General features: G+C 31.0%; 23 protein-coding genes. 11 read left to right on the forward strand and 12 right to left on the reverse strand.

The features are described from left to right. Positions 1-28 precede the first annotated feature (28 nt). Entirely contained in the window at positions 29-1,777 is a 1,749-nt protein-coding gene (locus V9L05_RS14020; RefSeq protein ID WP_338812516.1) for a CocE/NonD family hydrolase, read from the forward strand. A gap of 160 nt (positions 1,778-1,937) precedes the next feature. On the opposite strand, the gene V9L05_RS14025 is transcribed toward V9L05_RS14020, so the two are convergent. Both V9L05_RS14025 and V9L05_RS14030 read right to left on the reverse strand, forming a co-directional pair. Further along, positions 1,938-3,095 carry an acyl-CoA dehydrogenase family protein gene (locus V9L05_RS14025; RefSeq protein WP_338812517.1) on the reverse strand — a complete coding sequence of 386 codons (1,158 nt, stop codon included), beginning with the start codon at positions 3,093-3,095 and terminating at the stop codon, positions 1,938-1,940. Between the two features lie 301 nt (positions 3,096-3,396). After that, on the reverse strand, positions 3,397-4,791 hold the full coding sequence (locus tag V9L05_RS14030) for an HlyD family efflux transporter periplasmic adaptor subunit (protein WP_338792614.1): 1,395 nt from the start codon (positions 4,789-4,791) through the stop codon (positions 3,397-3,399). 471 nt (positions 4,792-5,262) lie between these two features. Here V9L05_RS14030 and V9L05_RS14035 point away from each other — a divergent pair, with 471 nt between their 5' ends. The 8 genes from V9L05_RS14035 to V9L05_RS14070 all read left to right on the forward strand — a co-directional run bounded on the left by V9L05_RS14035 (position 5,263) and on the right by V9L05_RS14070 (position 12,202). Next, positions 5,263-5,730, forward strand: coding sequence for a CBS domain-containing protein (locus V9L05_RS14035; RefSeq protein ID WP_338792613.1), 468 nt, complete (start codon positions 5,263-5,265; stop codon positions 5,728-5,730). A gap of 144 nt (positions 5,731-5,874) precedes the next feature. Further along, the gene (locus tag V9L05_RS14040; protein WP_338815425.1) at positions 5,875-6,048 is read left to right on the forward strand and encodes a (4Fe-4S)-binding protein; all 174 of its coding nucleotides are present in this window, start codon (positions 5,875-5,877) and stop codon (positions 6,046-6,048) included. Positions 6,049-6,055: 7 nt separating this feature from the next. Beyond that, positions 6,056-6,964, forward strand: coding sequence for a pirin family protein (locus V9L05_RS14045; RefSeq protein ID WP_338812518.1), 909 nt, complete (start codon positions 6,056-6,058; stop codon positions 6,962-6,964). 91 nt (positions 6,965-7,055) lie between these two features. Then, a complete protein-coding gene (locus tag V9L05_RS14050) occupies positions 7,056-8,228 on the forward strand; it encodes a formimidoylglutamase (RefSeq protein WP_338812519.1) in 1,173 nt (390 codons plus the stop codon). 114 nt (positions 8,229-8,342) lie between these two features. Beyond that, positions 8,343-8,693 carry a DUF721 domain-containing protein gene (locus tag V9L05_RS14055; RefSeq protein ID WP_338792609.1) on the forward strand — a complete coding sequence of 117 codons (351 nt, stop codon included), beginning with the start codon at positions 8,343-8,345 and terminating at the stop codon, positions 8,691-8,693. 528 nt (positions 8,694-9,221) lie between these two features. Beyond that, positions 9,222-10,679 (forward strand): Fe-S cluster assembly protein SufB, encoded by a 1,458-nt coding sequence (gene sufB, locus V9L05_RS14060; protein ID WP_338812520.1) that lies wholly within the window; start codon positions 9,222-9,224, stop codon positions 10,677-10,679. A 389-nt stretch (positions 10,680-11,068) separates the two neighbouring features. Next, positions 11,069-11,518 (forward strand): CHRD domain-containing protein, encoded by a 450-nt coding sequence (locus V9L05_RS14065; RefSeq protein ID WP_338812521.1) that lies wholly within the window; start codon positions 11,069-11,071, stop codon positions 11,516-11,518. A gap of 222 nt (positions 11,519-11,740) precedes the next feature. Continuing rightward, complete coding sequence (locus V9L05_RS14070; protein WP_338812522.1) at positions 11,741-12,202, forward strand: PA2169 family four-helix-bundle protein; 462 nt, start codon at positions 11,741-11,743, stop codon at positions 12,200-12,202. 98 nt (positions 12,203-12,300) lie between these two features. Here the strand turns inward: V9L05_RS14070 and V9L05_RS14075 are convergent, their stop codons facing one another. Beyond that, positions 12,301-13,647, reverse strand: coding sequence for a serine hydrolase (locus V9L05_RS14075; protein ID WP_338812523.1), 1,347 nt, complete (start codon positions 13,645-13,647; stop codon positions 12,301-12,303). 142 nt (positions 13,648-13,789) lie between these two features. Next, a complete protein-coding gene (locus V9L05_RS14080; protein WP_338811837.1) occupies positions 13,790-14,590 on the reverse strand; it encodes an IS5 family transposase in 801 nt (266 codons plus the stop codon). A gap of 678 nt (positions 14,591-15,268) precedes the next feature. Between V9L05_RS14080 and V9L05_RS14085 the strand changes: the two genes are divergently transcribed. After that, positions 15,269-15,556, forward strand: a complete 288-nt coding sequence (locus V9L05_RS14085) for a hypothetical protein (protein ID WP_338812524.1) — start codon at positions 15,269-15,271, stop codon at positions 15,554-15,556. 51 nt (positions 15,557-15,607) lie between these two features. Further along, entirely contained in the window at positions 15,608-15,868 is a 261-nt protein-coding gene (locus tag V9L05_RS14090; protein WP_338812525.1) for a thiamine-binding protein, read from the forward strand. A gap of 116 nt (positions 15,869-15,984) precedes the next feature. Here V9L05_RS14090 and V9L05_RS14095 read toward each other — a convergent pair whose 3' ends face one another. From V9L05_RS14095 to V9L05_RS14130, 8 genes are all read right to left on the reverse strand, one after another. Beyond that, positions 15,985-16,800 (reverse strand): leucine-rich repeat domain-containing protein, encoded by an 816-nt coding sequence (locus tag V9L05_RS14095; protein WP_338792602.1) that lies wholly within the window; start codon positions 16,798-16,800, stop codon positions 15,985-15,987. Between the two features lie 469 nt (positions 16,801-17,269). Beyond that, the gene (locus V9L05_RS14100) at positions 17,270-17,788 is read right to left on the reverse strand and encodes a YkvA family protein (protein ID WP_338792601.1); all 519 of its coding nucleotides are present in this window, start codon (positions 17,786-17,788) and stop codon (positions 17,270-17,272) included. Positions 17,789-17,847: 59 nt separating this feature from the next. Beyond that, a complete protein-coding gene (locus V9L05_RS14105; protein WP_338812526.1) occupies positions 17,848-18,519 on the reverse strand; it encodes an alpha/beta hydrolase in 672 nt (223 codons plus the stop codon). A gap of 110 nt (positions 18,520-18,629) precedes the next feature. Next, the gene (locus tag V9L05_RS14110) at positions 18,630-19,061 is read right to left on the reverse strand and encodes a hypothetical protein (protein ID WP_338768239.1); all 432 of its coding nucleotides are present in this window, start codon (positions 19,059-19,061) and stop codon (positions 18,630-18,632) included. Positions 19,062-19,474: 413 nt separating this feature from the next. Next, positions 19,475-20,458 (reverse strand): hypothetical protein, encoded by a 984-nt coding sequence (locus tag V9L05_RS14115; RefSeq protein ID WP_338792599.1) that lies wholly within the window; start codon positions 20,456-20,458, stop codon positions 19,475-19,477. Between the two features lie 167 nt (positions 20,459-20,625). Beyond that, a complete protein-coding gene (locus V9L05_RS14120) occupies positions 20,626-23,934 on the reverse strand; it encodes an ATP-binding cassette domain-containing protein (RefSeq protein WP_338792598.1) in 3,309 nt (1,102 codons plus the stop codon). 385 nt (positions 23,935-24,319) lie between these two features. After that, positions 24,320-24,682 carry a DUF1987 domain-containing protein gene (locus V9L05_RS14125; protein WP_014798847.1) on the reverse strand — a complete coding sequence of 121 codons (363 nt, stop codon included), beginning with the start codon at positions 24,680-24,682 and terminating at the stop codon, positions 24,320-24,322. 115 nt (positions 24,683-24,797) lie between these two features. After that, a complete protein-coding gene (locus tag V9L05_RS14130) occupies positions 24,798-25,379 on the reverse strand; it encodes a SiaB family protein kinase (protein WP_338792597.1) in 582 nt (193 codons plus the stop codon). Positions 25,380-25,670: the final 291 nt, after the last annotated feature.

A 25,670-nucleotide genomic window follows, 5' to 3' on the forward strand; every position in this document is an offset into this window, starting at 1 on the left:
TCTACATATAACACAACTTCCATTATCCATGAAAACAGCATTTAATTTAATAATTTTGATTCTAATCTTACTAAGTTGTTCGTCAAACAAGAAGATTTTAGTAAGCGATTCAGAAAGCGAATATGACATTGAAGACATTTTAATCAAAACAAGAGATGGAGGCACAATTTCTGGAATGATAGCTAGAAAAAAAGGTGAAACTTCAAAAAAAACAGTCATTTTACAATTTACTATTTATGTCAGAGATGCAGGAAAAGGTACAGGAAGAGATATTGAAACCATAAAACAATCCGTCGACAAAGGATATATTGGCGTAATTGCTTATACAAGAGGAAAACGTTTTAGTCCTGATGAAATATTTCCTTATGAACATGATGCAAATGATACGTATGATGTAATTGATTGGATAAGCAAGCAAAAATGGAGTAATGGACAAGTTGGAATGTTTGGAGGAAGTTATAATGGATTTACACAATGGGCTGCCACTAAAAAATTACATCCAGCTCTCAAAACGATTGTTCCTTATGTTGCCAATAGACCAGCAATGGGCTTGCCGATGGAAAATAATGTTTTTGTTAATCCAAATTATGAATGGTCTTTTTATGTTGGAAATGATAAGTATTTGGATACACTAGCTGGAAATGATAGACAACGATTTAGAAATATGATGTTTAAATGGTGGGAAATAGGAGCAGCTTATAACAAACTAGATAGTATTGATAATGCCCCAAATAGATTGTTTCAAAGATGGATAAGTCATCCTTCATATGATGAATATTGGCAAAATATGTCCCCTTACAAAGAAGAGTTTGCCCAAATTACAATTCCTGTTTTATCAATAGATGGTTATTATAATGATTCTCAAAACTCAAGTCTTTATTATCTAAAAGAGCATTACAAATACAATCCAAACGCTGAACATTATTTAATAATTGGGCCTTATAGTCATTTTGGGGCACAAAGAAAGGGTGCAAAAGAAATTGAAGGATATACAGTTGATAAAGATGCCTTGATTGATACCAATGAAATTACGTATCAATGGTTTGATTATATCTTTAAAAATGGTAACAAACCCAAAATGCTAAAGGATAAAATCAATTATCAAGTAATGGGGGCAAATGAATGGGGAAATGCTTCTAGCATTGAGAAAATGAGTAATAAGAATCTGAAATTCTATCTAACAAACAAAAAAGCAGTAGATTTTTATGAATTAAACTCTGAAAAACCTCTTAAAAATACTTTTCATTATCAAGAAGTTGATTTTGCAAACCGAGAAATTATGAATAATGACTATTATCCGAGTCCAATTATTAGAGATGAAATGGATAAAACGAATGGATTTAATTTCATAACTGAACCGTTTGAAGAAGATATAATTGTCAATGGCTCATTTATGGGACAACTAAATGTAAGCATAAACAAAAAAGATTTTGATTATGGAGTTACATTATATGAAGTGATGCCTAATGGGCAATATTTTCATTTGTCGTATATCGTTGGGCGAGCTAGTTATGCAAATGACATTACAAAAAGAAAATTGCTTACTCCAAATGAAATAGAAAAAATACCTTTTACAAATACACATTTGGTCAGCAAAAAACTATCTAAAGGAAGTCGCTTATTGGTCTATATTAATGTAAATAAAAATCCCTTTGCTGAATTAAATTATGGAACAGGAAAAGAAGTAACAAAGGAAACCATTCATGATGCAGATGAACCACTAAAAATAAAATGGTACACAGATAGTTTTGTAGAAATTCCTATTTGGAAAGAGTAATCTGTTTTTTCTATTCAAATTCTATTCAAAAATAAATTATATTCTTCTGATTATAAAATATGTAGAAGAAATAAAGGGAATAGCTTTTTCTAAGCACAATAAAACCCATTCTAATCAAAAATTAAAATGGGTTTTAGCTTTTCTAATCAAAGTTTAAAAATTACTTCAAAATAGCTCTTGAAATAACGAGTTTCTGAATTTCAGAAGTTCCTTCTCCAATCGTACACAATTTAGAATCTCTATAATATTTTTCTACTGGAAAATCTTTTGTATAACCATAACCACCAAAAATTTGTACAGCCTCAGAAGCTACTTTTACACACACTTCAGAAGCTACATATTTTGCCATCGCAGATTCTTTATTTACACTTTTTCCTTTGTTTTTTAGGTCGGCTGCTTGTCTTGTCAAAAGTTCAGCAGTTTCTACATCTGTAGCCATTTCTGCTAATTTAAAAGCAATTGCTTGGAAGTTTGCAATCGGTTGATTAAACTGCTCACGCTCTTTTGAATAAACAATCGAATGACGCAAAGCACCTTTTGCAATTCCTAAACTAAGGGCAGCAATAGAAATACGTCCACCATCTAATACTTTCAAAGACTGAACAAATCCTTCGCCTACTTTTCCCAAAATATTATCTTTATGAACTCTACAATTATCAAAAACGAGTTCAGCCGTTTCAGAAAGACGCATTCCTAATTTGTCTTCTTTACGTCCACCTGTAAAACCTTCTGTTGTTTTTTCGATAACAAAAGCAGTCATTCCGTGAGAATCGCCTATTTCTCCAGTGCGAACAATTACAACAGCAATATCGCCACTTTTACCATGAGTAATAAAGTTTTTTGTTCCATTAATTACCCAATAATCGCCATCTTGAACAGCAGTTGTACGCATATTTCCTGCATCCGAACCTGTGTTTGCTTCTGTCAAGCCCCACGCCCCAATCCATTCTGCTGTTGCTAATTTTGGCAACCAACGCTTTTTTTGTTCTTCGTTTCCAAACTGTAAAATATGACCTGTACAAAGTGAATTGTGAGCAGCCATTGAAAGACCAATTGAAGGGTCGATAACGGCAAGTTCTGAAATTGCAGTTACATATTCTTGATAACCAAAACCACTTCCTCCATACTCTTCTGGAACTAAAACGCCCATAAGACCCAAATTTCCTAATTCCTTCATTACATCAACAGGAAAATGTTGGTCGTCGTCCCATTTATTACGGTTTGGAGTGATAGCACGCTCCCCAAAATCTTGTACCATTTTGGCAATCATTTGAAGGGTTTCATTTGTATTTGTTTGTGTAGGTGTCGCTACTGACATATATTTATTATTTATGGTTGTTTTTTATTGATTCTTTTAAGGCTCAAGTTACAATTTTTTTGCGAATTTTTTGATAGTGAAATTCGAAATTATGTAGTTCTATTATCAAATATTTGTTGCTTGTACAAAAGAATGTGGTTTTTTGTTTTAAGCAACTGATTTTTTTTGCTTATAATAAACCTTATCACAGTTTGTATTAAGGTAGTTCAGGCTTCCAGTCTGAACATCAAAAACAGTATTTTATCAAATTCAACAGTCTGGAAGACTGTTATACAACAATAACCATGATAACCTTTAATTTTTACCTTTTTAATTTAGAATCATATTCCATCTGTTCGACTTTATCTTTATCTTCCTTACTTCCATAATCACTTCCCTCCACAGGCAGAGGAGGAAAAGCATTGAGTTGTCGCCATAACTCATACCAAATTGGTACTTCATTGAGCATTGCCCAACCATAAACACCACTTCCTACACGTAAAGCAGCAGGCCAATCTTCTTCAGCTTGTGTATCAGGTACAACCAAAACACGATATTTATTTTTTGTGTTGATATAATCAATGACAGCTATTTTTCCACCAAAAGTACCTACTGTAGCTGATTCCCAACCCGAAAAAACCAGCGAAGGCCAACCATCAAATTGCAAACGAACGTGTGTTCCACGTTGAAGTAGAGGAACGTCATTTGCAGAAACATACAGTTCTACTGCAAGTTGTGGGTTTTCAGGCATAATTGTAACAAGAGCTTGTCCTTCTTTTACAATTTCTCCAATTCCTGTTAGTAAAGACTTGACTACATATCCAGACTGAGGAGCACGAATAATATAATTAGCCTTTCTGACCTCTACATTCGTAAGTTCGTTTTGAAGTTTGGTTAGTTTTTGTTCATTTTCATTTACATAAGCAAGAGTAGAACTTTTATCTGAAATAGCTTTTGCAATTTTACTCATATAAGAAGCTCTTTTTGATGAAACCTCTAAAACAGTATTGAGATATTCATTACGTGTGGTAGCTAATTTATTTTGCGCTGAATTGAGTTTTGCTGTTGCTTCTTTTGCTTTTAATTCTTTGTTTTCTAAATCAGTTTTGGAAGTAAGTCCTTTTTGAAATAATTCTTGTTCACGTTGATACTGATTTATAGCATTTTGATATTGTGTTTCGATAGCTACCAAATCAGCACTATCTATCGTAATTTTGTATTTGAGTTGTTCTACTTTGTTTCTTGCCTGATTTACTTCCAATTCCATAGCTGCTTGATCTGCTGCAATCTGTTGGTCTAATGCTCTTGCTTTATCTCCCAAAGAACCGATTGCGTCTCCTTGTGCATCTATCTGACTTGCCATTCTGTCTGTTAGATTGGGATCAAAATAATAATCTTTTACTTCTGAAATTCTAGCTATGGTATCTCCTGCATTAACAAACTGCCCTTCTTGAATATGCCATGCTTCTATTCGTCCACCTACAACAGGATATACTTTTTGAGGTCGGTCTTCTGGACGAAGTGCTGTAAGCTGCCCAAAACCTGCAATGTTTTGCTGCCAAGGAAGAAACAAAAATGCTATTCCTGCCATAAAAATTCCTAACGACCAATAAGCAACTATTTTTCCATAACGAGGTGTTTGGAGAAGTTCGAAGACATAAAAATCTTCAAATAATCTATCGCCTTCTGGCATTGTGTTTTTTGAAATTCCTAACATAGTTTTTAAAGTGCAGTTTTTATATAAATCTGAATCTGTTGATGTAGATAAAAAGTATTACTATCAAAGATAATAACTTTGCTTTTAATTTGTTGCATTCAATTATGAAAAATAGGTTTATTTTATCCTAATTTTTCTAAAAAATGATTTAAAGTAATTGTATAAACTACAAATAGAGCGATAGTGTTTTATAAAAAATAATTCAAATAAAAGTTTGTAAAATAGATGTATATCAAAATTCAAGAGTGTGTTTGAGTATTTAAGCCAAATTAAATTTTGAATTATCACTTTTTTAAGTTAAATTGGTATAGAAAAAGTTAAAAGCTGTTTTTCTCTACTCATTAATAATCTAAGTATAGAGTTAATTAATTAGAATTAATCAACTAAGAAAAGACACTACAAAAATATATAACCAAATTAACTTCACAATAATTTTTTATTTTTCACAAACTTAAACATCAAATCAAACTTATGAATTTTACACCAAAAAATACAGCAAGCGACAAAGATAAACTAGCATCTATTAAGGCTTATCCTTCAGTAACTCGTTATATGGCAACTAACTTAATTACTTTTAGTCCAGAGCAACCTGTTTCAGAAGTAATTAATATTTTTTTAGAAAAGAAAATTTCAGGTGCACCTGTACTCAATGAAAATCAAGAGCTAGTAGGAATTATCTCTGAAAAGGATTGTCTGCGTGTTATGATTGGTTCAGCCTATCATAATCAGCCTATAAGTATGGGAAAAGTAGCTGACTTTATGACACGAAACGTACAGACAGTTTCAGAAGATCAAGATGTTTTGGATATTGCACAAGCGTTTTTGAATACACCTATTCGTCGTTTTCCAGTTCTTAATAAGCAAGGAAAAGTAATAGGACAGGTTAGCCGTAGAGATATTTTGAGAGCTGCTGATATTATAGAATCCACAACGTGGTAAAATAAATACACTCATGGATTTATAAAACAACCTATTTTTATTTTTTTGGAAATAGGTTTTTTGAGCTACAATTTTTAAACTTTATATCTCAAATAATGTAGTATAAGTAATAAAAAAGAATATTCAAATGGAGAACTGACGATAATTTGGCAAGCTCATAAATGCACACACGCTGCCGAATGTGTAAAAGCATTACCCAATGTTTATAAACCAAAAGAAAAACCTTGGATAACTATAGAAAATGCTACAACAGCAGAATTACAAGCTCAAATTAGTAAATGTCCGTCTGGAGCTTTGACCTATAAACTCAATCAATAAATTTAAAATGTCAACAACCAAAGCAATTAAAGAAGTAAAATATGTAATCCCTGCCGTAGATATAAATATGGGAGGGATTATTTTAAAACAAGCCTTACCTACTCAAAGAATCAATCAAATAGATCCTTTTTTATTATTACATCATGCCAGTTTTGAGTATCGTGATGATGCGCCAGCTATCCATCAAGGTATTGATCCTCACCCACATAGAGGCTTTAGTCCAGTAACATTTATTATTGAAGGCGAAGTTCATCACAGAGACAGTCGTGGTAATAATCAAATTGCTAAAAAAGGCGAAGTGCAATGGATGCACGCAGGTGCAGGAATTGTACACAGCGAACGCCCTTCAAAAGAATTAGCAGAAAGAAATGGTAAACAAGAAATTATTCAGCTTTGGATAAATTCTCCTGCAAACAAAAAAATGCAACCTCCTAGCTATCAATATATTCCTGAAAATGAAATTCCTCTATTTTGGTCATCAGATAAAGCTATTCAAAACAAAATTATTGCAGGAAATTATGAAATTATAGAAGAGAATAAACTGAAAACTCTGAAAGGCAAGATAAAAACAGAAAGCGAATTACTTATCCTTTGGAGCAAAGCAGAAAATAAAGGTTCTCAAATTATATCTATTCCAAAGCAAATGAATGCTATGATTTATGTTGTGAGTGGAGAAATGAGAATAAAAGGATATGGAAAAGTAGAGGAAAAAGAATTGATTGCTTTTGAGTTAGAGAATGAAAATATAGAAATGGATATTGATGCAAAAGCAGAATTGTTAGTTTTGTGTGGCACACCAATAAATGAAAAAATAACACAACATGGACCTTTTGTAATGAATACCCAAACACAGATTATGGAAGCTATGAGAGATTATCAAATGGGAAAAATGGGAGTTTTGATTGAAGAAAAATAAAATTCTGTATTTGTAAAGAAGAAAGAAAAATATAATCTTTAATAGATTTTTGAGTTAGATATATAAAACAAGATTTGAAATAATACAGAAAATGAATTTAGAGTTATTCTTTGACAAACCTTCGTTATCCAATTTTGATGGACAAAATCATAAAAATACATGGTTTGAAATTCTGACAGGTAATTTTTCGGCTAATTTTTCGTGGCAAGATGCCGAAATTGCTATTATTGGAGTAGATGATGCAACGGGTTCAGAAAATAAATCTATGCTTAATGCTGCTGATGCTGTTCGTCAAAAATTATATCGTTTACAAAAAGGACGAGCGCATAAATATAGTATTGTAGATTTAGGAAATTTGAGATTGACAGAAGATGAAACTCAAACAAAGGAACGTTTGGCTGAAGTTTGTTATAGACTTTTACAAAAAAATGTTTTGCCAATTATCATTGGAGGAAGTCATGATTTGACTTTGGCACAATATGAAGCCTACAAGCCATTAGATAAAATGCTTTCGCTTTTGTGTGTTGATGCTAAGATTGATTTGGATACAAATAGTAGTTCTTTGGCAGATAGTTTTATGGATAAAATCTTAAAATTACAGCCCAATTATTTATTCAATATTACGCATTTGGCAAGTCAAGAATATTTGATTCCATTAGATTTTATAAAATTATATCAAAAACTAAATTTTGATATTGTTGGAGTTGGAAAAATTAGAGACAAACCTGAAGAAGTAGAACCACTTGTTAGAACAGCAGATTTACTAAGTTTTGATTTGAGTGCCATTCGTGCAGCAGATGCAGCAGGAAACAAATTAGCCCAACCTTTCGGACTTTCAGCAGAAGAAGCAACACGAATTTGTTGGTATGCAGGAAATAATGTACAAATGACTTCGATAGGTTTTTATGAATATAATCCTGATTTGGATGTGTATGGACATACAGCAAGTATTATTTCGACAATGATTTGGTATTTTGTAGAAGGATTTTATAATCGTCAAGCTGAATATGATTTCGGAAGTCCTTTTTATATAAAATATCTTGTTCCGATGGGAAGAAGAACTGATTTTATGATGGTTTTTTACAAAAGTAAGCTGACTGATAAGTGGTGGCTAGAAGTTCCTGCACCTCATTTTGAAGAAAATAATGAAGAAAATCCGTATCATCGTCCCTCCATTATTCCCTGTAGTTATAATGATTATCAACAAGCAAATAGAGGCGAAATGCCAGAACGTTGGATTAAAATGTACAATCGTTTGTTTTAAGTTTTTGAATATCTAAACAACTTGAAAATAGTAGTTGTTGATCACTTTATTTTTGGTTATTTTTGAGATACAATTCTTCTTAATTAAATAGAAATTTGTCATCTCAATAAAAAAATGTTCCTTACTTTACTTATCAATATTATGTATGATAAAGACTATAATAAACTTCCTTCAAGAAGAACACCAGATCCAAAACCAATAGGAGATGCATTGAAAGCATTTTTAGATGCTCAGAAGTGGAATGTGAAATATGAAAGTAACAGATTAAAAGTAGATTGGGCAAAAATTGTGGGCGAGTTTGTAGCACAGCAAACTGAAAAAGTAGAAATTAGAAATAAAAAAATATTTATTCGTGTTTCTCAACCTACTTTGAGATATGAATTATTGATGCAAAAAACGTCTATAATTTATCGTGTCAATTCTCATTTTGGAAAAAGAATGATAGAAGATGTAGTGCTACTCTGATTTATACTGTTTAGTACACTGTAAAATAAGTTTATTTGCATTTTTAATATCGTCGGTGGGGACAACATAGCTGTAAGGTTAAAATTTATTTGTCTTTCTGTTCCGTAGGAACTACATATTGGTAGGATTTCTCCTACGGAGTAAATGAATTTTAATTTTTCTGTTTTTATCTACCAATATGAAACTCCAAACAGAGTGCTAAATTTCTTAATGCCCTTATCGCTATGGCAGGGACACCAACAATGGCAGAATTATAAATTGAACAGGATTTTAATCCTGTTTTACATGTTTTGTACCTCTAGTAAAAGATAAAAAGCGAATAAAAAACCTCAAAAGAAAAGATTTTTAGAAAAAATAAAGTTTATAAAACCTTTATCTCAATTTTTTGTTATATTTTTGCAGTATAAAATTATTTAGACTAATTACAAACAAGACGTTTTATAAAACCCTAAGGTTTTTTTAAAACTCTTATGAGTCTAGAATTATATAATTAGCATTATCAAAACTGCTACTTACTTCAAAAAAATTATGGCAGAAGCAAAACAAACCGAGCAAGAACTTTTAGAAGACATCACAAATTCGGAATACAAATACGGATTTGTTTCAAATATAGAATCAGATAAAGCAATCAAAGGACTAACAGAGGACACCGTTCGATTCATTTCTGAAAAGAAAAATGAACCTGAATGGCTTTTAGAATGGCGTTTGGAGGCTTTCAGAAAATGGCAAACCATGCCAACTCCCAAATGGGCAAACTTAAATATTCCTGAAATAGATTTTCAAGAAATTATTTATTATGCTGCTCCTAAAAAGAAAGCACAAGTAAATAGTCTTGATGAAATAGACCCAGAACTTTTAGCAACCTTTGATAAATTAGGAATTTCTTTGACAGAACAAAAACGTCTTTCAGGAATTGCTGTTGATGTAGTTATGGATAGTGTTTCAGTAGCTACTACTTTCAAATCTAAACTAGCAGAATTAGGAATTATTTTCTGTTCGTTTAGTGAAGCTGTGCAAGAATACCCAGAACTTATCAAAAAATACTTAGGTTCAGTTGTTCCTGTGAGTGATAATTATTTCTCTGCTCTCAATTCGGCTGTTTTTAGTGATGGTTCATTTTGTTATATTCCTAAAGGTGTTCGTTCGCCAATGGAATTATCAACCTATTTTAGAATAAATGAAGCAAATACAGGACAGTTTGAAAGAACTTTAATTGTTGCAGAAGAAGGCTCTTATGTCAGCTATTTAGAAGGTTGTACTGCTCCTCAAAGAGATGAAAACCAACTTCATGCTGCAGTAGTAGAGATTTTTGCACACAAGAAATCAGAAGTAAAATACTCAACGGTTCAAAACTGGTATCCAGGAGACAAAAATGGAAAAGGAGGAATTTATAACTTTGTAACCAAACGAGGAATTTGTTTTGGCGATGATTCAAAAATTTCTTGGACACAGGTAGAAACTGGTTCGGCAATTACCTGGAAATATCCATCTTGTATCTTGAAAGGTGATAACTCAATGGGAGAGTTTTATTCTGTTGCTGTTACTAAAAATTATCAACAAGCAGATACAGGTACAAAAATGATTCACATCGGCAAAAATACAAGAAGCCGTATTGTTTCAAAAGGTATTTCGGCAGGATATAGCCAAAATTCGTATCGTGGTTCGGTAGATATTATGAAACGAGCAACTAATGCTCGTAATTTCTCTCAGTGTGATTCACTTTTGATTGGTGACCAATGTGGAGCGCATACTTTTCCTTATATCAATGCAGAAAATAGTAGCGCACAAATAGAACATGAAGCTACAACTTCAAAAATTGGAGAAGATCAGATTTTCTATTGTAACCAAAGAGGAATTGATTCTGAAAAAGCTGTTGCACTTATTGTAAATGGCTACTGTAAAGAAGTTTTAAATAAATTACCAATGGAATTTGCTGTAGAAGCACAAAAATTACTTGCTCTTTCTTTAGAAGGAAGTGTAGGATAATTTTTAATAAAATAAGATTTAGAAAAAAGCCTATTTCAAACATTTTTTTGTTTGAAATAGGCTTTTTTAATTTATTAAGATAAATAATATGAAGTTGTAGTTTTGATAAATTATGAGATAAAATAGTCAAAACTATTTAAAATTGTTTACTTAATAAGGTTAGTCATATCTTTAAATAATTATATCAATAAATAGGTAGAAAATAATTTCAATGAAATGAATATCTCTTGAAATAATTTATTTTATTATTATATTAAGCTAATTAACTAATCTATTGTTTATAAATTATTAACAAATAGTTTAGGGATTATTAAAACAATCTAAGGAAGTAGCTTGTTATGACAGCTGATTAATTCAATCAATTATTTAAAACTAAAACAAACCCTATTATGAAAAATTATTGGAAAACTGCGATGTGGAGCATGGCTCTTATTTTATTCACATTTATGGCTGCTAGTTGTGGCGATGATGATGAGGACGAAGTTCCTGCTCTAAGAAGTAAAGTTTATACACTTGCAAGTGCAGATACTACTGGTTTAACTAACGTAACTGGAACAGTTACTTTTGATGAAGTGGATGCTTCAAAAACGACTGTAACTATTGATCTTGTAAATGCTCCTGCTGGTGGAGTTCACCCTGCACATATTCATGATGGCGAAAAAACAACTAATGGTCAAGTAGCATTTGCTCTTACTGATGTTGTTAATTCTAAAAGTGTAAGTACAGTAACTCAAAGTTATGATCAATTGATTAACTATGATGGTTATGTAAATGTACATCTTAGTGCAGATAGTTTAGACGTAATTATCGCTAATACTAACATCGGCTCAAACGAATAAAACATACTGAATAACAATTAATTTTAATTGATTATTCATTCAAAGCAAATTACTTTGAGAGCAATTTTATTTTAAAGTTTTTTATTTTTAATAGAAAATTCTAAAATAGGATTGCTTTTTTTAGTGCAAAATTTGAAATCACTATAACAATTTGCTTTATTAAAAGTTACTATAAGTAGAAATACAATTTTTTAATCTCTAATTTTTTAAACTATAAATACTATGAGTCAAGAATCAAATAAAAAAGCTGTTGATGGGTTAAATGAACTTATCGAAAAAAATTATGATGCTGAAAAAGGCTATAAAGAAGCCGTTACAGACGTAGAAAACCACGAACTGAAAGATTTCTTTACGAAATCAGTACAACAGCGTTACGAATTTGGACACGAACTAAAAGCTGAAATAGCAAAACTAGGAGGAACTCCAGAAAAAGGCTCAAGTGTTACAGGTACATTACACCGTATTTGGATAAACTTAAAAGCAATGGTAACTACTCATGATGTCGCAGCTGTAATTAATGAATGTGAGCGAGGAGAAGAAGCTGCCATCGAAGATTATGAAAAAATCTTGAAGATGGACGAAATGCCAATGGATGCAAAAACAGTTATTCATAAGCATTTGCAGCAAATTCGCTCTTCACTAGAGCATTTAGAAGAATTGAAAAAACGTTTTGCTACTGCATAGTTTGTAAGCATTATCAAACATTTTTAAACAAGAAAGCCAATTATTCTTAGCGAGTAATTGGCTTTTTGTTATATATCTTCTCACTACTTAATTTGATTTTATTTTCTAACAATTTTTAAATAAGTAGTGGTTTTTGTGCCAATAGGTGTGATTTCGACAAAATACATTCCTTTTTTCCACTTACTTGCAGCAATTCGAAAAGAATGAGTAACCTCTGCTTTATAAATTATTTTACCTAAAGCATCACGAATAGCAACCTCATATCTACCATTTGGAATCTTAAGGAAATAGTTTTCATTACTTGGATTTGGATAAATTTTCATATTTTCTTTTCCTTCTTCCTCATTCGTTAAAACAGGACTATCGCAAGATAAATTAGATATTCTCCCCCAAAGCTGATTATCAAAAGAAGAAATAGCATTGAGCTGATCAGATTCTGCACTATTTCCAACTCGTACCACAACTAAACCCTGACTAGGCACAACATAAATTTTTTGATCGTTTGCTCCTAAGGCTGCAATCATATCAGAAGGTGCATTTGGAATAATAGAGCCTTCAAAAACTCTATCAGAAGAAGGAAGTTTATAAGTATCTTTTCCATTGAGCCACCATAAATATCCATAAGCAGGATTAAGAAGTTGAGAAGTATTTGTCATTTGTTCAAAATACATAGCATCATTCAAAACAGGGTTATTTTCCCATTTACCTTTATTGAGAATTAAAAGACCAAAACGAGCCATACTACGAGGTTTAGAAAACAAAATATAGTTCAGAAAAGCTCCTGTAATTCCTGTTTTACGAGTTACTCGTTCGGCAAAATACTGATTTATTGGTTTTCCTGTTGCGCTATCTAAAACATCTTGCAAAAGACGATAAGGAGCAGAATAATAGTACCAATAGGTATCAGGTTCTGATCTGTAAGTAAAACAGTCAGGAGAGTAACAGGTATTTGTTCCTGCATCAGTTGGAGGATTAAGTCCTGTTGTCATCGTCATTTGATGACGAATGGTAATTTTGTCTTCTTGTTCTCTTGTCAAACTTGTCCAACCTTCACCCAAATAGGTTGATGTTTTTTTGTTAATATCTAAGAGACTAGAACGCTGTGCAATCCCAACAAGAGTGGCTACCATCGATTTGCCTGCCGATGCCCAATACCAAACACTATCTTGTGAAAATGTTCCAAAATACTTTTCTAAAACAATTTTGCCATCCTTCAAGACAATAAAACCTTTTGTGTTTTTTTCTTCTAAAAATGTGTATAAGCTATCGATGCGCTCATCACACCACTCTAAATCTGAGCTTGCTGTTGTTTCCCAGTTATTATCTTCAGTTTCTACAAGGGGAGGAAAATATAAATTTTGTGCTTGTATAAAGTCAATGGGACTAAATAGAAAAAGAGTTAATAAAATAGGTACTATAAAAATATGTGTAAAAATAGATTGCATAAGTTTTAAAAAATTAAGCGAAATAGGAAATAATTTTTTATTTGGATACGATTTTTCTAATAAATTTTTAACTAGTAATTATTGCATTATAAAGGGTATAAAAGTATTTTATTATAAGCTGCTTTAGAGCCTGTTCGAGTTTTTATTTTTTCTTTCTTCTAGCCCCTTTATTTATGAGGTTTAAAATCATAGCTAAATACACAAATGCTTTAGCAGAATCTACAGTTTTCTCATAATCTACTTTTAGTCTTCTGTTTTGATTAAGCCAAGCAAAAGTTCTTTCTACTACCCACCTTTTGGGTTGAGGTACAAATGCTTTATCCTCTTTTTTTTCTCTTCTTGGACTATTGACAATCTCAATTTGTACTCCTGTTTGACTAAATATTTCAGCAGCCAAACTAGCACTTCTATAGCCTGCATCAGCAAGAATTTTAAAGAATTTTCTTCCTCTAAATTGAGCTAAATAAGCTAGATAAGCAAGTTGATTCACGTCAGCTTCATTGGCTGGACTAATCTCTAATTCTAGTAAATTTCCTTGCGTATCTACCAGTATATGCCGTTTACGTCCTTTTTTGAGCTTGTAACCATCTACACCTATAGCTTCCCCTCCATATACACTTTGTACACTTTGAGAGTCTATAGAACCCAAAGAGGGTTTAGCATTTCTACCTTGAGCCAACCGTTCTCTTGTGACCAACTTGTCCAAAAGTTTTTTGTACCAACCCATCTTCTGCCATTTGCTAAAGTAGTCATACAAACTACTCCAAGGAATACCATAACTACTGGGAAGTAAACGCCAACTACTGCCAGAACGAGTGATGTAAAATAGTCCTGAAAAGATATTATACAAACTGTGTTTGCGTTTTCTTTCCAAGTACGAAAAAGGTATAAATTTTTTCATATATTGCCAAAGAGCATCAGATAAATATTCATTAGTAAACATAGTCATTGATATTTTAATTAGTAACTGAAAATCAATAACTTAACTAATAAAAAAATCTGATGTTCTTTTTTATGTATCTAAACTCGAACAGGCTCTTAGTAACGTTATATGTTATCAACACTTTATAAAACGAGATGAAATACTATATTGGTAAGACCAATGGACTCTATAAGTTTAAAATTAGTTAAAAGGGGTTTGAAAATTAAAAAGATTATTGATTTTTTACTAAAAATTAAAAATAAATTCAGAATTTGTAGATAATTAGTCCTTTTTAAGAAACCAAACCAAGATGTTTTCCGTTCTATTAATACAATAAGATGCTAATTAGTTAATAATCAATGAGTTATATTTTTTTGATTTGCTTTTTATCATTATATTGTCAAAAGAATTTTTTTCAAAGATAGTTTTAGGGATTCTTTGGAAAACAGAAATTCAAAGTTTTGAAAACGTGGAAATAATATGAGAATATATAGTTTTAAAAAAATGCTTATTTACCTTTTTTCATAGTTTCAATGTTTTCATATCAATAGGGTTAAGTTGTAAGTTGAAAAGAGTCCGATAAGTTATCGGACTTTTTTTTGTGTAAACTTATTATTGACACTATCTGTTTCAGTTATTGAATCTAAAAAACAAAACATATTTATCTATCAATTATTTCACTACACTAATCACTATTTTATGGCTGCTTTAATGATGATCTTTGCCTTTGCTTGTTCAGTTTTTCTTATCGGAGTGCTTACAAAAGTTGCTTTTTTCAATACTAAATCAATTGCTAATAAAGAAAAAGAGGAAGTAGAAGAGTTAAAACAACGTAATCATGAACTAGAAATGCGCATGGAAACATTAGAAACTATTGTTACAAGCATTGACCCAGAGCTTTTGGGAGGACTTTTAGAAATGAATTCTCCTAAAAAACGAGTTCCTAAAAATGTAAGAGATAAAATTGATAAAATAAAGAAGAGATAGTCTTATTTTTGTGTAAAATTCTATTTATCTTCAACTAATTTTAAAAAAAATATGATAGTTTCCGTCGAAATAAGTGTTTATCCACTTACAGAAAATTATAAACCAACTGTAAAGAGCTTTATTAGAAAAATTTCTGAAAACTCAGCTCTAAAAATAAAAGTAAATGGCATCAGTACACAAGTTTTTGGAGAGCTAAGTGAAGTTATGCCAACTCTAGAAAAGGCAATTCAATCTTGTTTTGAAACTCAAAAAGCATCTGTTGTAATAAAGTTTTTAGGAACAGATTTAAGTGAATACAAATATAAAGGATAAGTAATACCGTCTTCTAAAATTAAAGAGCAAATACTATATCTTTCTATTTAAAAAAGTCTTTATTCTTTGTTGAATAAAGACTTTTAAATTTTCTACTAATAAGAATCAAATATTTTTTAGAAAAATACAGTACAGTCAGGCTGTTTTTTCTGTAAAGCATTTGCAGCAGCTTCTGTCACTTTTGTATCTTCACAATAAACAATTGAAAGCGTACTTGCTCTGCTAAGAGGAGAAAGATCTGAAACTTCTGTTTTTGCAAAAACTATTTCTCTAAGTTTTAAAAGATTAGAAAGAGGAGCAAGACTTGAAACTTTTGTTTCGGAAAAAGTAAGCTCTCCTAAATTAGTAAGGTCTTTTAGTGGCGCAAGACTAGCTACTTTTGTACGAGCCATATAAAGCACTTCTAAAGATTTGATGTATTTCAATGGAAAAATATTGCTAACAGGTGTATTTGAAAAATCTAATACTCTAAGTTTACGCATTCCACTAAGAGGAGCAAGATTAGAAATACGAGTTTCATAACAATCTAAACGGCTCAGTCCTGTCATCGAACGTAAAGGTTCTAAATCACTTATTCCTGTGCTTGAACAGTCCAACTCTTTAAGTCCTACAATATTTCTCAATGGATCTAAAGAAGAAATTCCTGAATTTCCATCACACCAAAGAATTTTTAGATTCTTAAGGTCTGCTAAAGGTTCTAATGTGCTTAATCCACTATCTTTACAATCAAGTTTTTCGGCAGCATAAATTTTACTTAGTTCGGCAGTTGAAGGAGAAGCACTAATACCGAATTTAGTCATAAAAACATTTTTCCAGTTTTTATCTAAAGAGTTCCACCAACTTGTTGAGAGTTGTGCATTAGCTTGTGTAGTCATCAGAAAACATACACCACAAAAAATGCTTATACGAAATAGAGAAAGCAATTTTTTCATAAATAATTTCATTTTGAGATTCTTAAAAGAGAATGAATAAAGTTGTTACATACAACCAAAATAAGTTTGAATATAAATAGTACGATTGAAAATTGATTAATTAACCTTAATCAAAGACAATGCTAAAGTTCATATATTTAAAAATAGCATATAAATAACCAAAAAGTTATCTACCAACTATATTCTTAGTCTGCAATTATTATGCAAAAAGATTTTTTGGAAAGAAATGTGTTCAAGAGTTTATGATATTAAACAAAATTGATTAGGTCATAGATAAAGTAAAATATATTTTGCTGTACATAAGGAAGGGATAATTCTGCTTAGCCACTTATCTAAGTTGTATTCAATCGAAGTCTGCTCTACATCTCAAGTGGTTTGATTATAAATGAAAAAGACTTTGCCAATCTAGTTTAGCAAAGTCTATATAATTTTTTTATGTAAAAATAAATTCAATTTCTTCGTAATATTTTTATGTTGTCAGACGAGCAATTTGTTGTGCTTCTTCCCAGTCTTCAAAGTTTTTAATATCGTCACTCAAAGAACCAATTGTCCAAGAAATAAGTGCAAAGTCGTCCATCATTCCAATAAAAGGAATAAAATCAGGGACTAAATCTAATGGAGAAACCAAATAAATAATGGTTGCTGTTGCTTTTACTAAAGAACCCCAAGGAAAATCTTTATATTCTTTTTTATAAAGCGCACGAATTAAACGTAAAAGTGTTTTGAACTTATCTTTTACTTCTTGACTCATTGGTCGCTCATTTTCTTTATTATTAAAATGAGTATAAGCTTTATTTATTAGGGCAAACATTTTGTTTCTACTTGCAATTACTTTAATTGCTTTTTTAGTAGCTACTTTATAGAATTTAGATTTTTCAACTTGTTCTTCTGCTTCAATCTGAGAATTAGGAGTAACTATTGGATTTTTTTGTTGTATAAAATCTTCTTCTGTAAAGTTAGTAGGACTTTCTTTTGGTGTATTTGACATATATTATAGTTTAGGTTAAAAAATATATAAATAAAGGTATATATCTAAATAACTCAAAACTACCTTAAAGAGTTTTCAATAAATTTTTTTAAAACATCTGTATATATTTTATGAGTACCCTTATAAGGAACTAAATTTGGAGTAATACCTAAATTTTCTAATTTCATAAGGCTTGTTTTCAATCCTTCTTCACTTATAAACTCGTCTTTATCTCCATAAAAAAGAGTTATTTTATCTTTCATCTTTTTATAAAAAATAGAATCTATATCGTGAGCTATCATTCCTCCCCATACTAAAAACTCAGAAATTTCAAATTTGGTATGAGCAATCCAACGACTTGCTGTAGCAGCTCCTTGTGAAAATCCTAAAACGATTATTTTTTTCTCTGTTGTATCAATACTAGCAATATCATTCAATTCGCTATTCATTAAACTCTCTAAGTAATGCAAGTTATTTTCTATGTCTAATTCTCTATCATGTTTAGTCATCCAGTTTGCTCCTACTCTTCCTGTAAAACTCTCTAAATAAGCTGTTGAAAGTCCTTGAGGTGCAATAATATAATGCTGTTCAGGATTATATTTAGAATTTAAGCCTTCAAATTTTTTTATAAAATATTCAGCTAATTGTCCGTATCCATGAAAGACTATCCAAATGTACTCTGTCTTATTAGATAAACTTCCAAAAGTCAGATATCTAGCTTGATGTGAAAAAGAGATTGTTTTTTTTGTCATGATTATAATTTGTAAAACATAAAAAAGAGCAAAAGATGTATTCTTTTGCTCTGTAAAGCTTTAGTTGACTAATATAATTAGTAGACTTTTTTCTATATAATTAGTGAGTTTTAACGACGGAAACCTAACACTGCAGCTCCACAATAACTATTTGAATCTTTAAAGGTAAAACTCAAATAATAAATACCTGTTGAAGCACATTTGAAAACAAGACCATCATAATACTTGTTATTAAGGTAACTAGTTGCTAACTGTGAACGACGAGAGTCATAAAGAGTAGCGATAAGACCATTTGGACCTCCATCTTTACCAGCCATACGAATCATATAATCTGTACCTTTACTAAATACACAAGTATATTCGATTTTTTTACGGCTTCCACCTTTACCGTCAATACGGTAGCTCTTTACGAAAGTATAACCTGGAGCGAGCTTTTTGAGCGCAAGGTTGTTATAAAGGTCAGTATTACATTGTGCTTGAGCGTCAGTAGCTGCAAATGCGACAAAGAAAAAAGCACAGAAAAGAATTAATAAATGTTTCATACGTTTTGCTTATTTGGACAAAAACTTGTTCAATTAGGAATTAGGAAATAGTATAATTAATGTAACAATTAGGTTAATAATGAGTGATGTTGCAAATACTTTTCCAAAAGTAAAAAAGATAGATAAAAATAAAGAAACGTTTCTCCCAACCTAAAATTATACTTAAATTATACCAAAGGTTTTGTTACATTTTAGAAGACTTCTAAAGGTAAAGATAAACTTTAATTTATCTTCAAACGATCAATAACTATTTATTGATTGTCATTTTTATTATACAAACGCTTCTTTAATGTGATATAATCAAAAAACCGTCCAATCTTAAATTTTATGTTGATTTCTTATTAAAATCAGCTTATTTGATATAATAAGGGGACTTTTTGATTATATTTTTATATCAAAAATTTAGGATAAAATTAATTACTAATAATTTTATTACGGATAGAAGCTACCAAACTATTGATAGATTGTACATCAGATTCAGATATATTGACAACTGTTTCTTTCGTATCTGTGATTACAATTTCACCATTTACTACTTCCATTTTTGGCTGTCCATCTTTTTCTACAATTTCTACATTTTCATATACTTTTTTGAGTTCTTCTAAATCAGCTATAAATCCACTAAAATTAGGTTTGTTTTTATAAACATTTAAGACTAAAAGAATGCGATTCAAAACAAGTTTTTGTTCTCCTATTTTTTCTTTAAGGTCTTCGTTACCACTTTCTTTAAAAACTAAAGAAGTGATATAATTAGCTTCTAACCAACCACCTGTAAGAATAAGAATACTCAAATACTCACGTTTTTGCTTACGAAGTTCAGTATTGATTTTTTCAAAATTCTGAGTTGTAAGTTGCAAAAGAGAATCTAAATCTTTGTTTGATTGAGTCAGTTTTTTAATAGTTGTGTAATCGAAAAATTGCCCAATATTAAGCCCATCAGCTAGTTTTTTGACAGAATTAAGATAATTTAAGGCATCTTGATTCTTTTCATAAATATTTGCATAACCCAAATCTGTACTATAAACTCCTAAATTAAGAGCTTTTTTATAGTTATTGGTATAGTTATCTACCAAATCAGGATTGCTCAAATTATCTTTATGATAATCTGTTCCCAAATCTTTTATTAGAATAGAAACCTCTAAAGGTGATGGAATGGATTGAATAATATCATTCATAACCCCTGGAGCTAAAATATCTTCATCAGTTCCTGTGTCAGTAGTTCCTGCATTAGCTTCTGTTGTTCCTGTTGTTTCTTCTTTTGGTTTGTCACCTCCACAAGAAGTAAGTGTGAAAAGACCAAAAGCAAGCACAAAAGCGATAAGTTGTAATTTTTTCATAGAAAGCATTTTTTTCTTAATTATAGAACTGGTATGAATAGAATAAACTAAATGTTTCATATAAGAGAATATTGACGTAATTGAAATAATTTTAATAATATGAATTTCGATAAACTAAATAGATTTAGCTCTAAAACGGAAATAATTAATTAAATAATAAACTAAATTAGTAAATCTATTAGAAAAATCAAGTAATAAATCAAAATTGTTTTAAAAGTTGTTTTGAGTTATTTTTTCTTTTTCCTCTTAAAGTTAATACTTCCAAGTACATCAATTAATTTTTTGAGTAACTCAAAATAAAGAGTAACAAGTAAGAAAATTGTCATTGCCCACATTACAAATACATTGAACCACATAGTATCAAAATAATTACCCAAGAATTGTTTCTCAGGGGCAAAGAAATGAGTACGATAATCTAAAGGTCCAGAAAGGTTGTTTGGATTACGAACAGCAAAAATAGGGTCTGTTTGTTGTACCAAGAATCCATTTCCTTCTACATATTTATCCTTAATCATTTCATTTTTTACTTGTGATTCCAAATATTCATTGGTGTATTTATTTTTGAGTTCGACTACTGAAAGCTTGTTAGAAGGATCTTGTTCCATAGCATTTATGATACTGTCTTTTCGCTCTCCAGCCATCACAAATTTAGGAGTCAATACTTTCGAACGTATCATTTCTAAAACAGCTTTTAGTTTATCAGCCATTGCCCTATCAAATTCTATAATTTGAAGAGTTTTTTCTAAATCAATATTCAATAGCTTTTGCTCTTCGGAAGAGAGTTCTAAATCTTCTGACTGAATTTTCAAACGGTCAAGTATTTCATTTACCTTTTCACTTTCCCATTCGTGTTTGAGGAGTGCAATATCATTTTGAAGCAATACCATAACAGAATCAGCATTTTCATTTTGAGCACTTTCTGCATAATTTGCCGAACGGTCTAGAATTTCTTGCATTTTAGGAATCCAAAAATTCGCCTTGTGTTGATACTGACTAATCTCAAATTCGACATCAAAAATCTGCCTTTCAAAAGGATTATCTTTAAACTGTTCGACAGCTAAAGCCTCGTATGCCCAACGGGAAGCCATAAAGTCTGCAACAAGTGGAATACGACCCTTTTCTACAATAGAATTATTGAGCTGATCAAATCTAAATATTGCGCCACTCAGAATCATTTGAGGAATCAAAAGCAGTGGAATCAAAATATAAACAGTTACTGCCGAATTGAAGGAAGCTGAAATATTAAGTCCTAAAGCATTGGCAAAGCAAGAAATAGTAAATAAAACTAGCCAATACTGCCAATACATGCCCTGAATTTCTAAAATAGTATTACCAATGAGTGCAAAAGTAAGTGTTTGAATAGCTGAAAGGGTAAATAAAATACCAACCTTTGAAGTCAAGTAACTCATTCTACTTAGATTCAAAAAGGATTCTCGCCTTTGAATTTTTCTATCCCGAATAATTTCCTCAGCACTAACTGTCAATCCCATAAAAAGAGCAACAATAATGGCAATTAACATGTAAGCAGGAACGTTGTCATTGTATCTAAATACATACTCTTCGGCATCCTTCGCATTTTTGAAGCGCACAATTACCGAAAGTAAGAGAGCAAGTAAAGGAGCTTCCAACAGATTAATCATCATATACTGCGTATTACTAATCTTAGAGAGAAAATCTCTAGTAGTAAAAATAGCAGCTTGTTTTATCTTTGATGGAATACTTAATGAATTTGGTGGTGGCTCATTAACTGTTTCTACGGGCGTAATCGAATGTGTTTGTTTATAAAGGTCATTCCATTCAGCAGGTGCAATTTTTCTTACTCCTGTATATTCTCCATATTCATTAACTACTCGTGCTTCAATAATATTGAAGAGAAGTTCTGGTGTAACTGTTCCACAAGTCTGACATTGTCCATTATCACTTCCTACTTGATTAGTTGCACGTTTGAAATAGGCAATCGCTTCAACAGGATTTCCATAATAGATAGGATAACCACCTGTATCCAGCAAAATCATTTTATCAAACATCTTATAAATGTCTGATGAAGGCTGATGAATAACTACAAAAATTAGTTTTCCTTTGAGAGAAAGCTCTTTTAAAAGGTCAATTACATTTTCTGAATCTCTTGAAGAAAGTCCAGATGTGGGTTCATCCACAAACATAACAGCAGGTTCACGAATCAGCTCAAGAGCAATATTCAAACGCTTACGCTGACCTCCACTAATCATTTTATTAAGAACACTACCAACCGTAATATCTTTTATTCTATCCAATCCTAAACTTGCCAAAACCTCCATAACACGAGCATCAAGCTCTTCTTCACTAAGGTTTTTGAAACAAAGTTTGGCATTATAATACAAGTTTTGATAAACACTAAGTTCTTCTATCAATAAATCATCTTGAGAAACGTAACCAATTACGCCCTCTACCATATCAGATTCTGTATGAAGGTTGAAACCATTTATACGTACTTCGCCTTTGTAGGGGCTTTCTAAACCAGCCAAAACATTGAGAAGTGTGGTTTTTCCTGCTCCACTGGCTCCCATTATACTAAGAAGTTTTCCTGGACCTTCTGCAATATTTACATTGCGAAGTCCGATAGTTCCATCTGGAAAACGAAAATCTAAATTAATAGCATTGAATGAAATTGGATTTTGTTGTGCTGTATCATTATAACGAGTAACTAAATCACTATAATAGAGAGGCGCACCTTTTGGTGTTTTGAAAACACTACCATTTGAGAAGAGAACAATTGTTCCTTTTTTGACAAGCTGACCATTTAAGAAAATCTCGTCATTTCCGTTGTATTTTGTAAAATATAATTCAACACTTTTAAGACGAATAAATACAATTTCTCCATCTAAAAGACCTGAATCAATAAATTTCTTTCTACTTTCTACTGGTGGAGCTTCTTCATCAAAAACCAAAAGATCTGGAGAATCAAACATTTGAGGAGAATCTGTCGATATGACAAAATTTTCCATTAGTTCATATTCTTCTTTTGGAATTCTAAATATTTCAGAAGCAGTTTGTATAATTTCTAATCTATGGCTACTAAAATTTCTGTCGACGGCAAGCATCTCCAAAATCTTAAAAGTAACAATAACTTTTTGCTTTTGAGCAAGTGTTTTATTGATATCTCTACATACTCTTAAAGTACGCATACTATCTTTCAACTGAATATTTCCACTATTTCCTCCTTCTGCTGCTTTTTTTGCTTTTCTTGCTGCTCTCTTTATTGCTCTAGCTTTATCTTTTTCTTGTTGCTCTATTTCTTCAGGTGTCTTTCCTTCTCTAATTATTACTATGTCCTCAGGATTTTCTGCTGTTGCTTCTGCACCTTTACCTTCTTCTCCATCTACTCCCGATTCTGCATACTGATCATAGAGTGCTACATATTCACTAAGCCTTTTTCTATCTAATTCTTGTTCGAAGAATCGAATAACAAAATTACGCTCAGCTTCAGATACACCACCGTCTTGTTTAGAAACAACTGCAAATAATTGGGTTAGGGCTTTTAGTATTTCTTCACTCATATTCTATTCTTTAGAAACAATTACGATTTGTTAAAACAGCGAAGCTAATTACAAATTAAAAATTACGAATTTAAATAGTGATTATTAGTGATTTGTAATTTCAAAATTAGTGCTTTTTTAGATTCCTTATCTAATATCTATACATTTAGTAGTAAAACAGTTTTACTTAAAAGGCATAAAAGGGCAAACTTCGAATAGAGAAGACTAAGCGAAATTACCCTATAAAAACTAATTGACAATTAATAATTAAATTACTGATAATAAGGTAATTTAGATTATACAATTTGTGTAAATTAACTTCATATAAAAATAATAATTTATTTGAAATAATTATTTTTATATAAAAACGCATAGTTAAGATAGCTTTATAAAAAGCTATGTTGATTTAATAGGTTTTGAAGTCAAAAGGAATATCTACAAGATCAGAAAACTCTTCTCCTGCTTCTTCCATATCTTCATCGTCTTCATGAAAATACCATATTACAGATGCACCTTCAATTTCTTCCAATTTAGAAAGAATATCTAAGATAAGTTTTGATGATGCTGTATTGAAGTATTCCAACTTAAACATAAATTTTGTATCTGGATTTACTTGATTTTCGTATTCATCTAACCAATCTAAGATAGGTTGATAAAATTCGGCAGCATCTTCTGGAAGAGAACGACCAGATATTTCGAATACCTGACGGTCTTTGTCTAAGATTACTTTTGGAGTGTCTTCTGTTGGTTCTAAGTTGATTACGTCCATATTCTTTATAGAGTATTTTTAGTATAAAATTCTAAAATGAGTTGTAAGTTGAAATAATATATTGAATCTTGAAAAAGTCAAACCCTATTGACAATTTTTAAATATCTATTTTGTTTTAATCATCTCCTTCTGCATCAGGATTACGATTAATAGTCATGCGAAGAGAGAAAAATGAAAGTTCGTCGTTAATTTTTTCAAAATCAAAACGAATTTTATTACCTGATTTACGAGCCATGTCAATGAATCCAAGTCCTGCACCTCCTTTATCAGAAAGTCCTTCTTTCCCAACTCCTTTTTTACTTTTGATAATACGTTTGTATTCTTCTTTCAGACCAGCTGCATCTAATAAATTAATCTCTTCAAGACGATTTTTTAGAGCTGCTACTTCACTTGTAAATAGAGGATTTCCAGAGAGAACAAAATAATGGTCGTCTGTTTTGGCTAAAGAAAAAATAGCATTATTCTTTCCATAAATTTCTTCTTGATAACTTTGAGAATGCTTAAAGATATTTTGCAGGTCTTCTACCATGACATTAAAAACCTTTGTCTTGACTTTACGCTGTTCGCCAAAGGAGTCCATATTACGTTCTGCCATTGCCAAAACAGCCTTGGTTATTTCTTGACTAAACTCGCCTTCATATACCAAAAGCAAGCTTTGTTTGAGCATAACTTTATGTAAGTCATAAATATATTTCATAATTAGTGGCTTAATATCTTGAAAATGTCTTGAGAATATCTTTAAAAAATTTAGAGTCTATATTTAAAACAATTAAGTAAAATAGTTGAGTCAAAATATCTGCATTGACAAACCTGCTAATAAGTCAGTTTAACAAATGTACATAGAAAACAATGTTCTAAGCAAAGGTTTTGTCCAAATAAAAGGGCTTTTCAGCGAAAATCAACATTATTTATACACTATGTATTTTAAACTTTCCTCCTTTTTGGTTTAAACATGCCTTTAAGTTATAATAAATTATTAGAAGAACAA

The sequence above is a fragment of the Bernardetia sp. Wsw4-3y2 genome, assembly GCF_037126295.1.
In the GTDB taxonomy this organism is placed as follows: Bacteria; Bacteroidota; Bacteroidia; order Cytophagales; family Bernardetiaceae; genus Bernardetia.

Bases quoted from the DNA above. Each gene is read 5' to 3' on its own strand.
- V9L05_RS14020 (WP_338812516.1), top strand. From the start codon at position 29: ATGAAAACAGCATTTAATTTAATAATTTTGATTCTAATCTTACTAAGT.
- V9L05_RS14025 (WP_338812517.1), bottom strand. From the start codon at position 3,095: ATGTCAGTAGCGACACCTACACAAACAAATACAAATGAAACCCTTCAA.
- V9L05_RS14030 (WP_338792614.1), bottom strand. From the start codon at position 4,791: ATGTTAGGAATTTCAAAAAACACAATGCCAGAAGGCGATAGATTATTT.
- V9L05_RS14035 (WP_338792613.1), top strand. From the start codon at position 5,263: ATGAATTTTACACCAAAAAATACAGCAAGCGACAAAGATAAACTAGCA.
- V9L05_RS14045 (WP_338812518.1), top strand. From the start codon at position 6,056: ATGTCAACAACCAAAGCAATTAAAGAAGTAAAATATGTAATCCCTGCC.
- V9L05_RS14050 (WP_338812519.1), top strand. From the start codon at position 7,056: ATGAATTTAGAGTTATTCTTTGACAAACCTTCGTTATCCAATTTTGAT.
- V9L05_RS14055 (WP_338792609.1), top strand. From the start codon at position 8,343: ATGTTCCTTACTTTACTTATCAATATTATGTATGATAAAGACTATAAT.
- sufB (WP_338812520.1), top strand. From the start codon at position 9,222: ATGGCAGAAGCAAAACAAACCGAGCAAGAACTTTTAGAAGACATCACA.
- V9L05_RS14065 (WP_338812521.1), top strand. From the start codon at position 11,069: ATGAAAAATTATTGGAAAACTGCGATGTGGAGCATGGCTCTTATTTTA.
- V9L05_RS14070 (WP_338812522.1), top strand. From the start codon at position 11,741: ATGAGTCAAGAATCAAATAAAAAAGCTGTTGATGGGTTAAATGAACTT.
- V9L05_RS14075 (WP_338812523.1), bottom strand. From the start codon at position 13,647: ATGCAATCTATTTTTACACATATTTTTATAGTACCTATTTTATTAACT.
- V9L05_RS14080 (WP_338811837.1), bottom strand. From the start codon at position 14,590: ATGTTTACTAATGAATATTTATCTGATGCTCTTTGGCAATATATGAAA.
- V9L05_RS14085 (WP_338812524.1), top strand. From the start codon at position 15,269: ATGGCTGCTTTAATGATGATCTTTGCCTTTGCTTGTTCAGTTTTTCTT.
- V9L05_RS14090 (WP_338812525.1), top strand. From the start codon at position 15,608: ATGATAGTTTCCGTCGAAATAAGTGTTTATCCACTTACAGAAAATTAT.
- V9L05_RS14095 (WP_338792602.1), bottom strand. From the start codon at position 16,800: ATGAAAAAATTGCTTTCTCTATTTCGTATAAGCATTTTTTGTGGTGTA.
- V9L05_RS14100 (WP_338792601.1), bottom strand. From the start codon at position 17,788: ATGTCAAATACACCAAAAGAAAGTCCTACTAACTTTACAGAAGAAGAT.
- V9L05_RS14105 (WP_338812526.1), bottom strand. From the start codon at position 18,519: ATGACAAAAAAAACAATCTCTTTTTCACATCAAGCTAGATATCTGACT.
- V9L05_RS14110 (WP_338768239.1), bottom strand. From the start codon at position 19,061: ATGAAACATTTATTAATTCTTTTCTGTGCTTTTTTCTTTGTCGCATTT.
- V9L05_RS14115 (WP_338792599.1), bottom strand. From the start codon at position 20,458: ATGAAACATTTAGTTTATTCTATTCATACCAGTTCTATAATTAAGAAA.
- V9L05_RS14120 (WP_338792598.1), bottom strand. From the start codon at position 23,934: ATGAGTGAAGAAATACTAAAAGCCCTAACCCAATTATTTGCAGTTGTT.
- V9L05_RS14125 (WP_014798847.1), bottom strand. From the start codon at position 24,682: ATGGACGTAATCAACTTAGAACCAACAGAAGACACTCCAAAAGTAATC.
- V9L05_RS14130 (WP_338792597.1), bottom strand. From the start codon at position 25,379: ATGAAATATATTTATGACTTACATAAAGTTATGCTCAAACAAAGCTTG.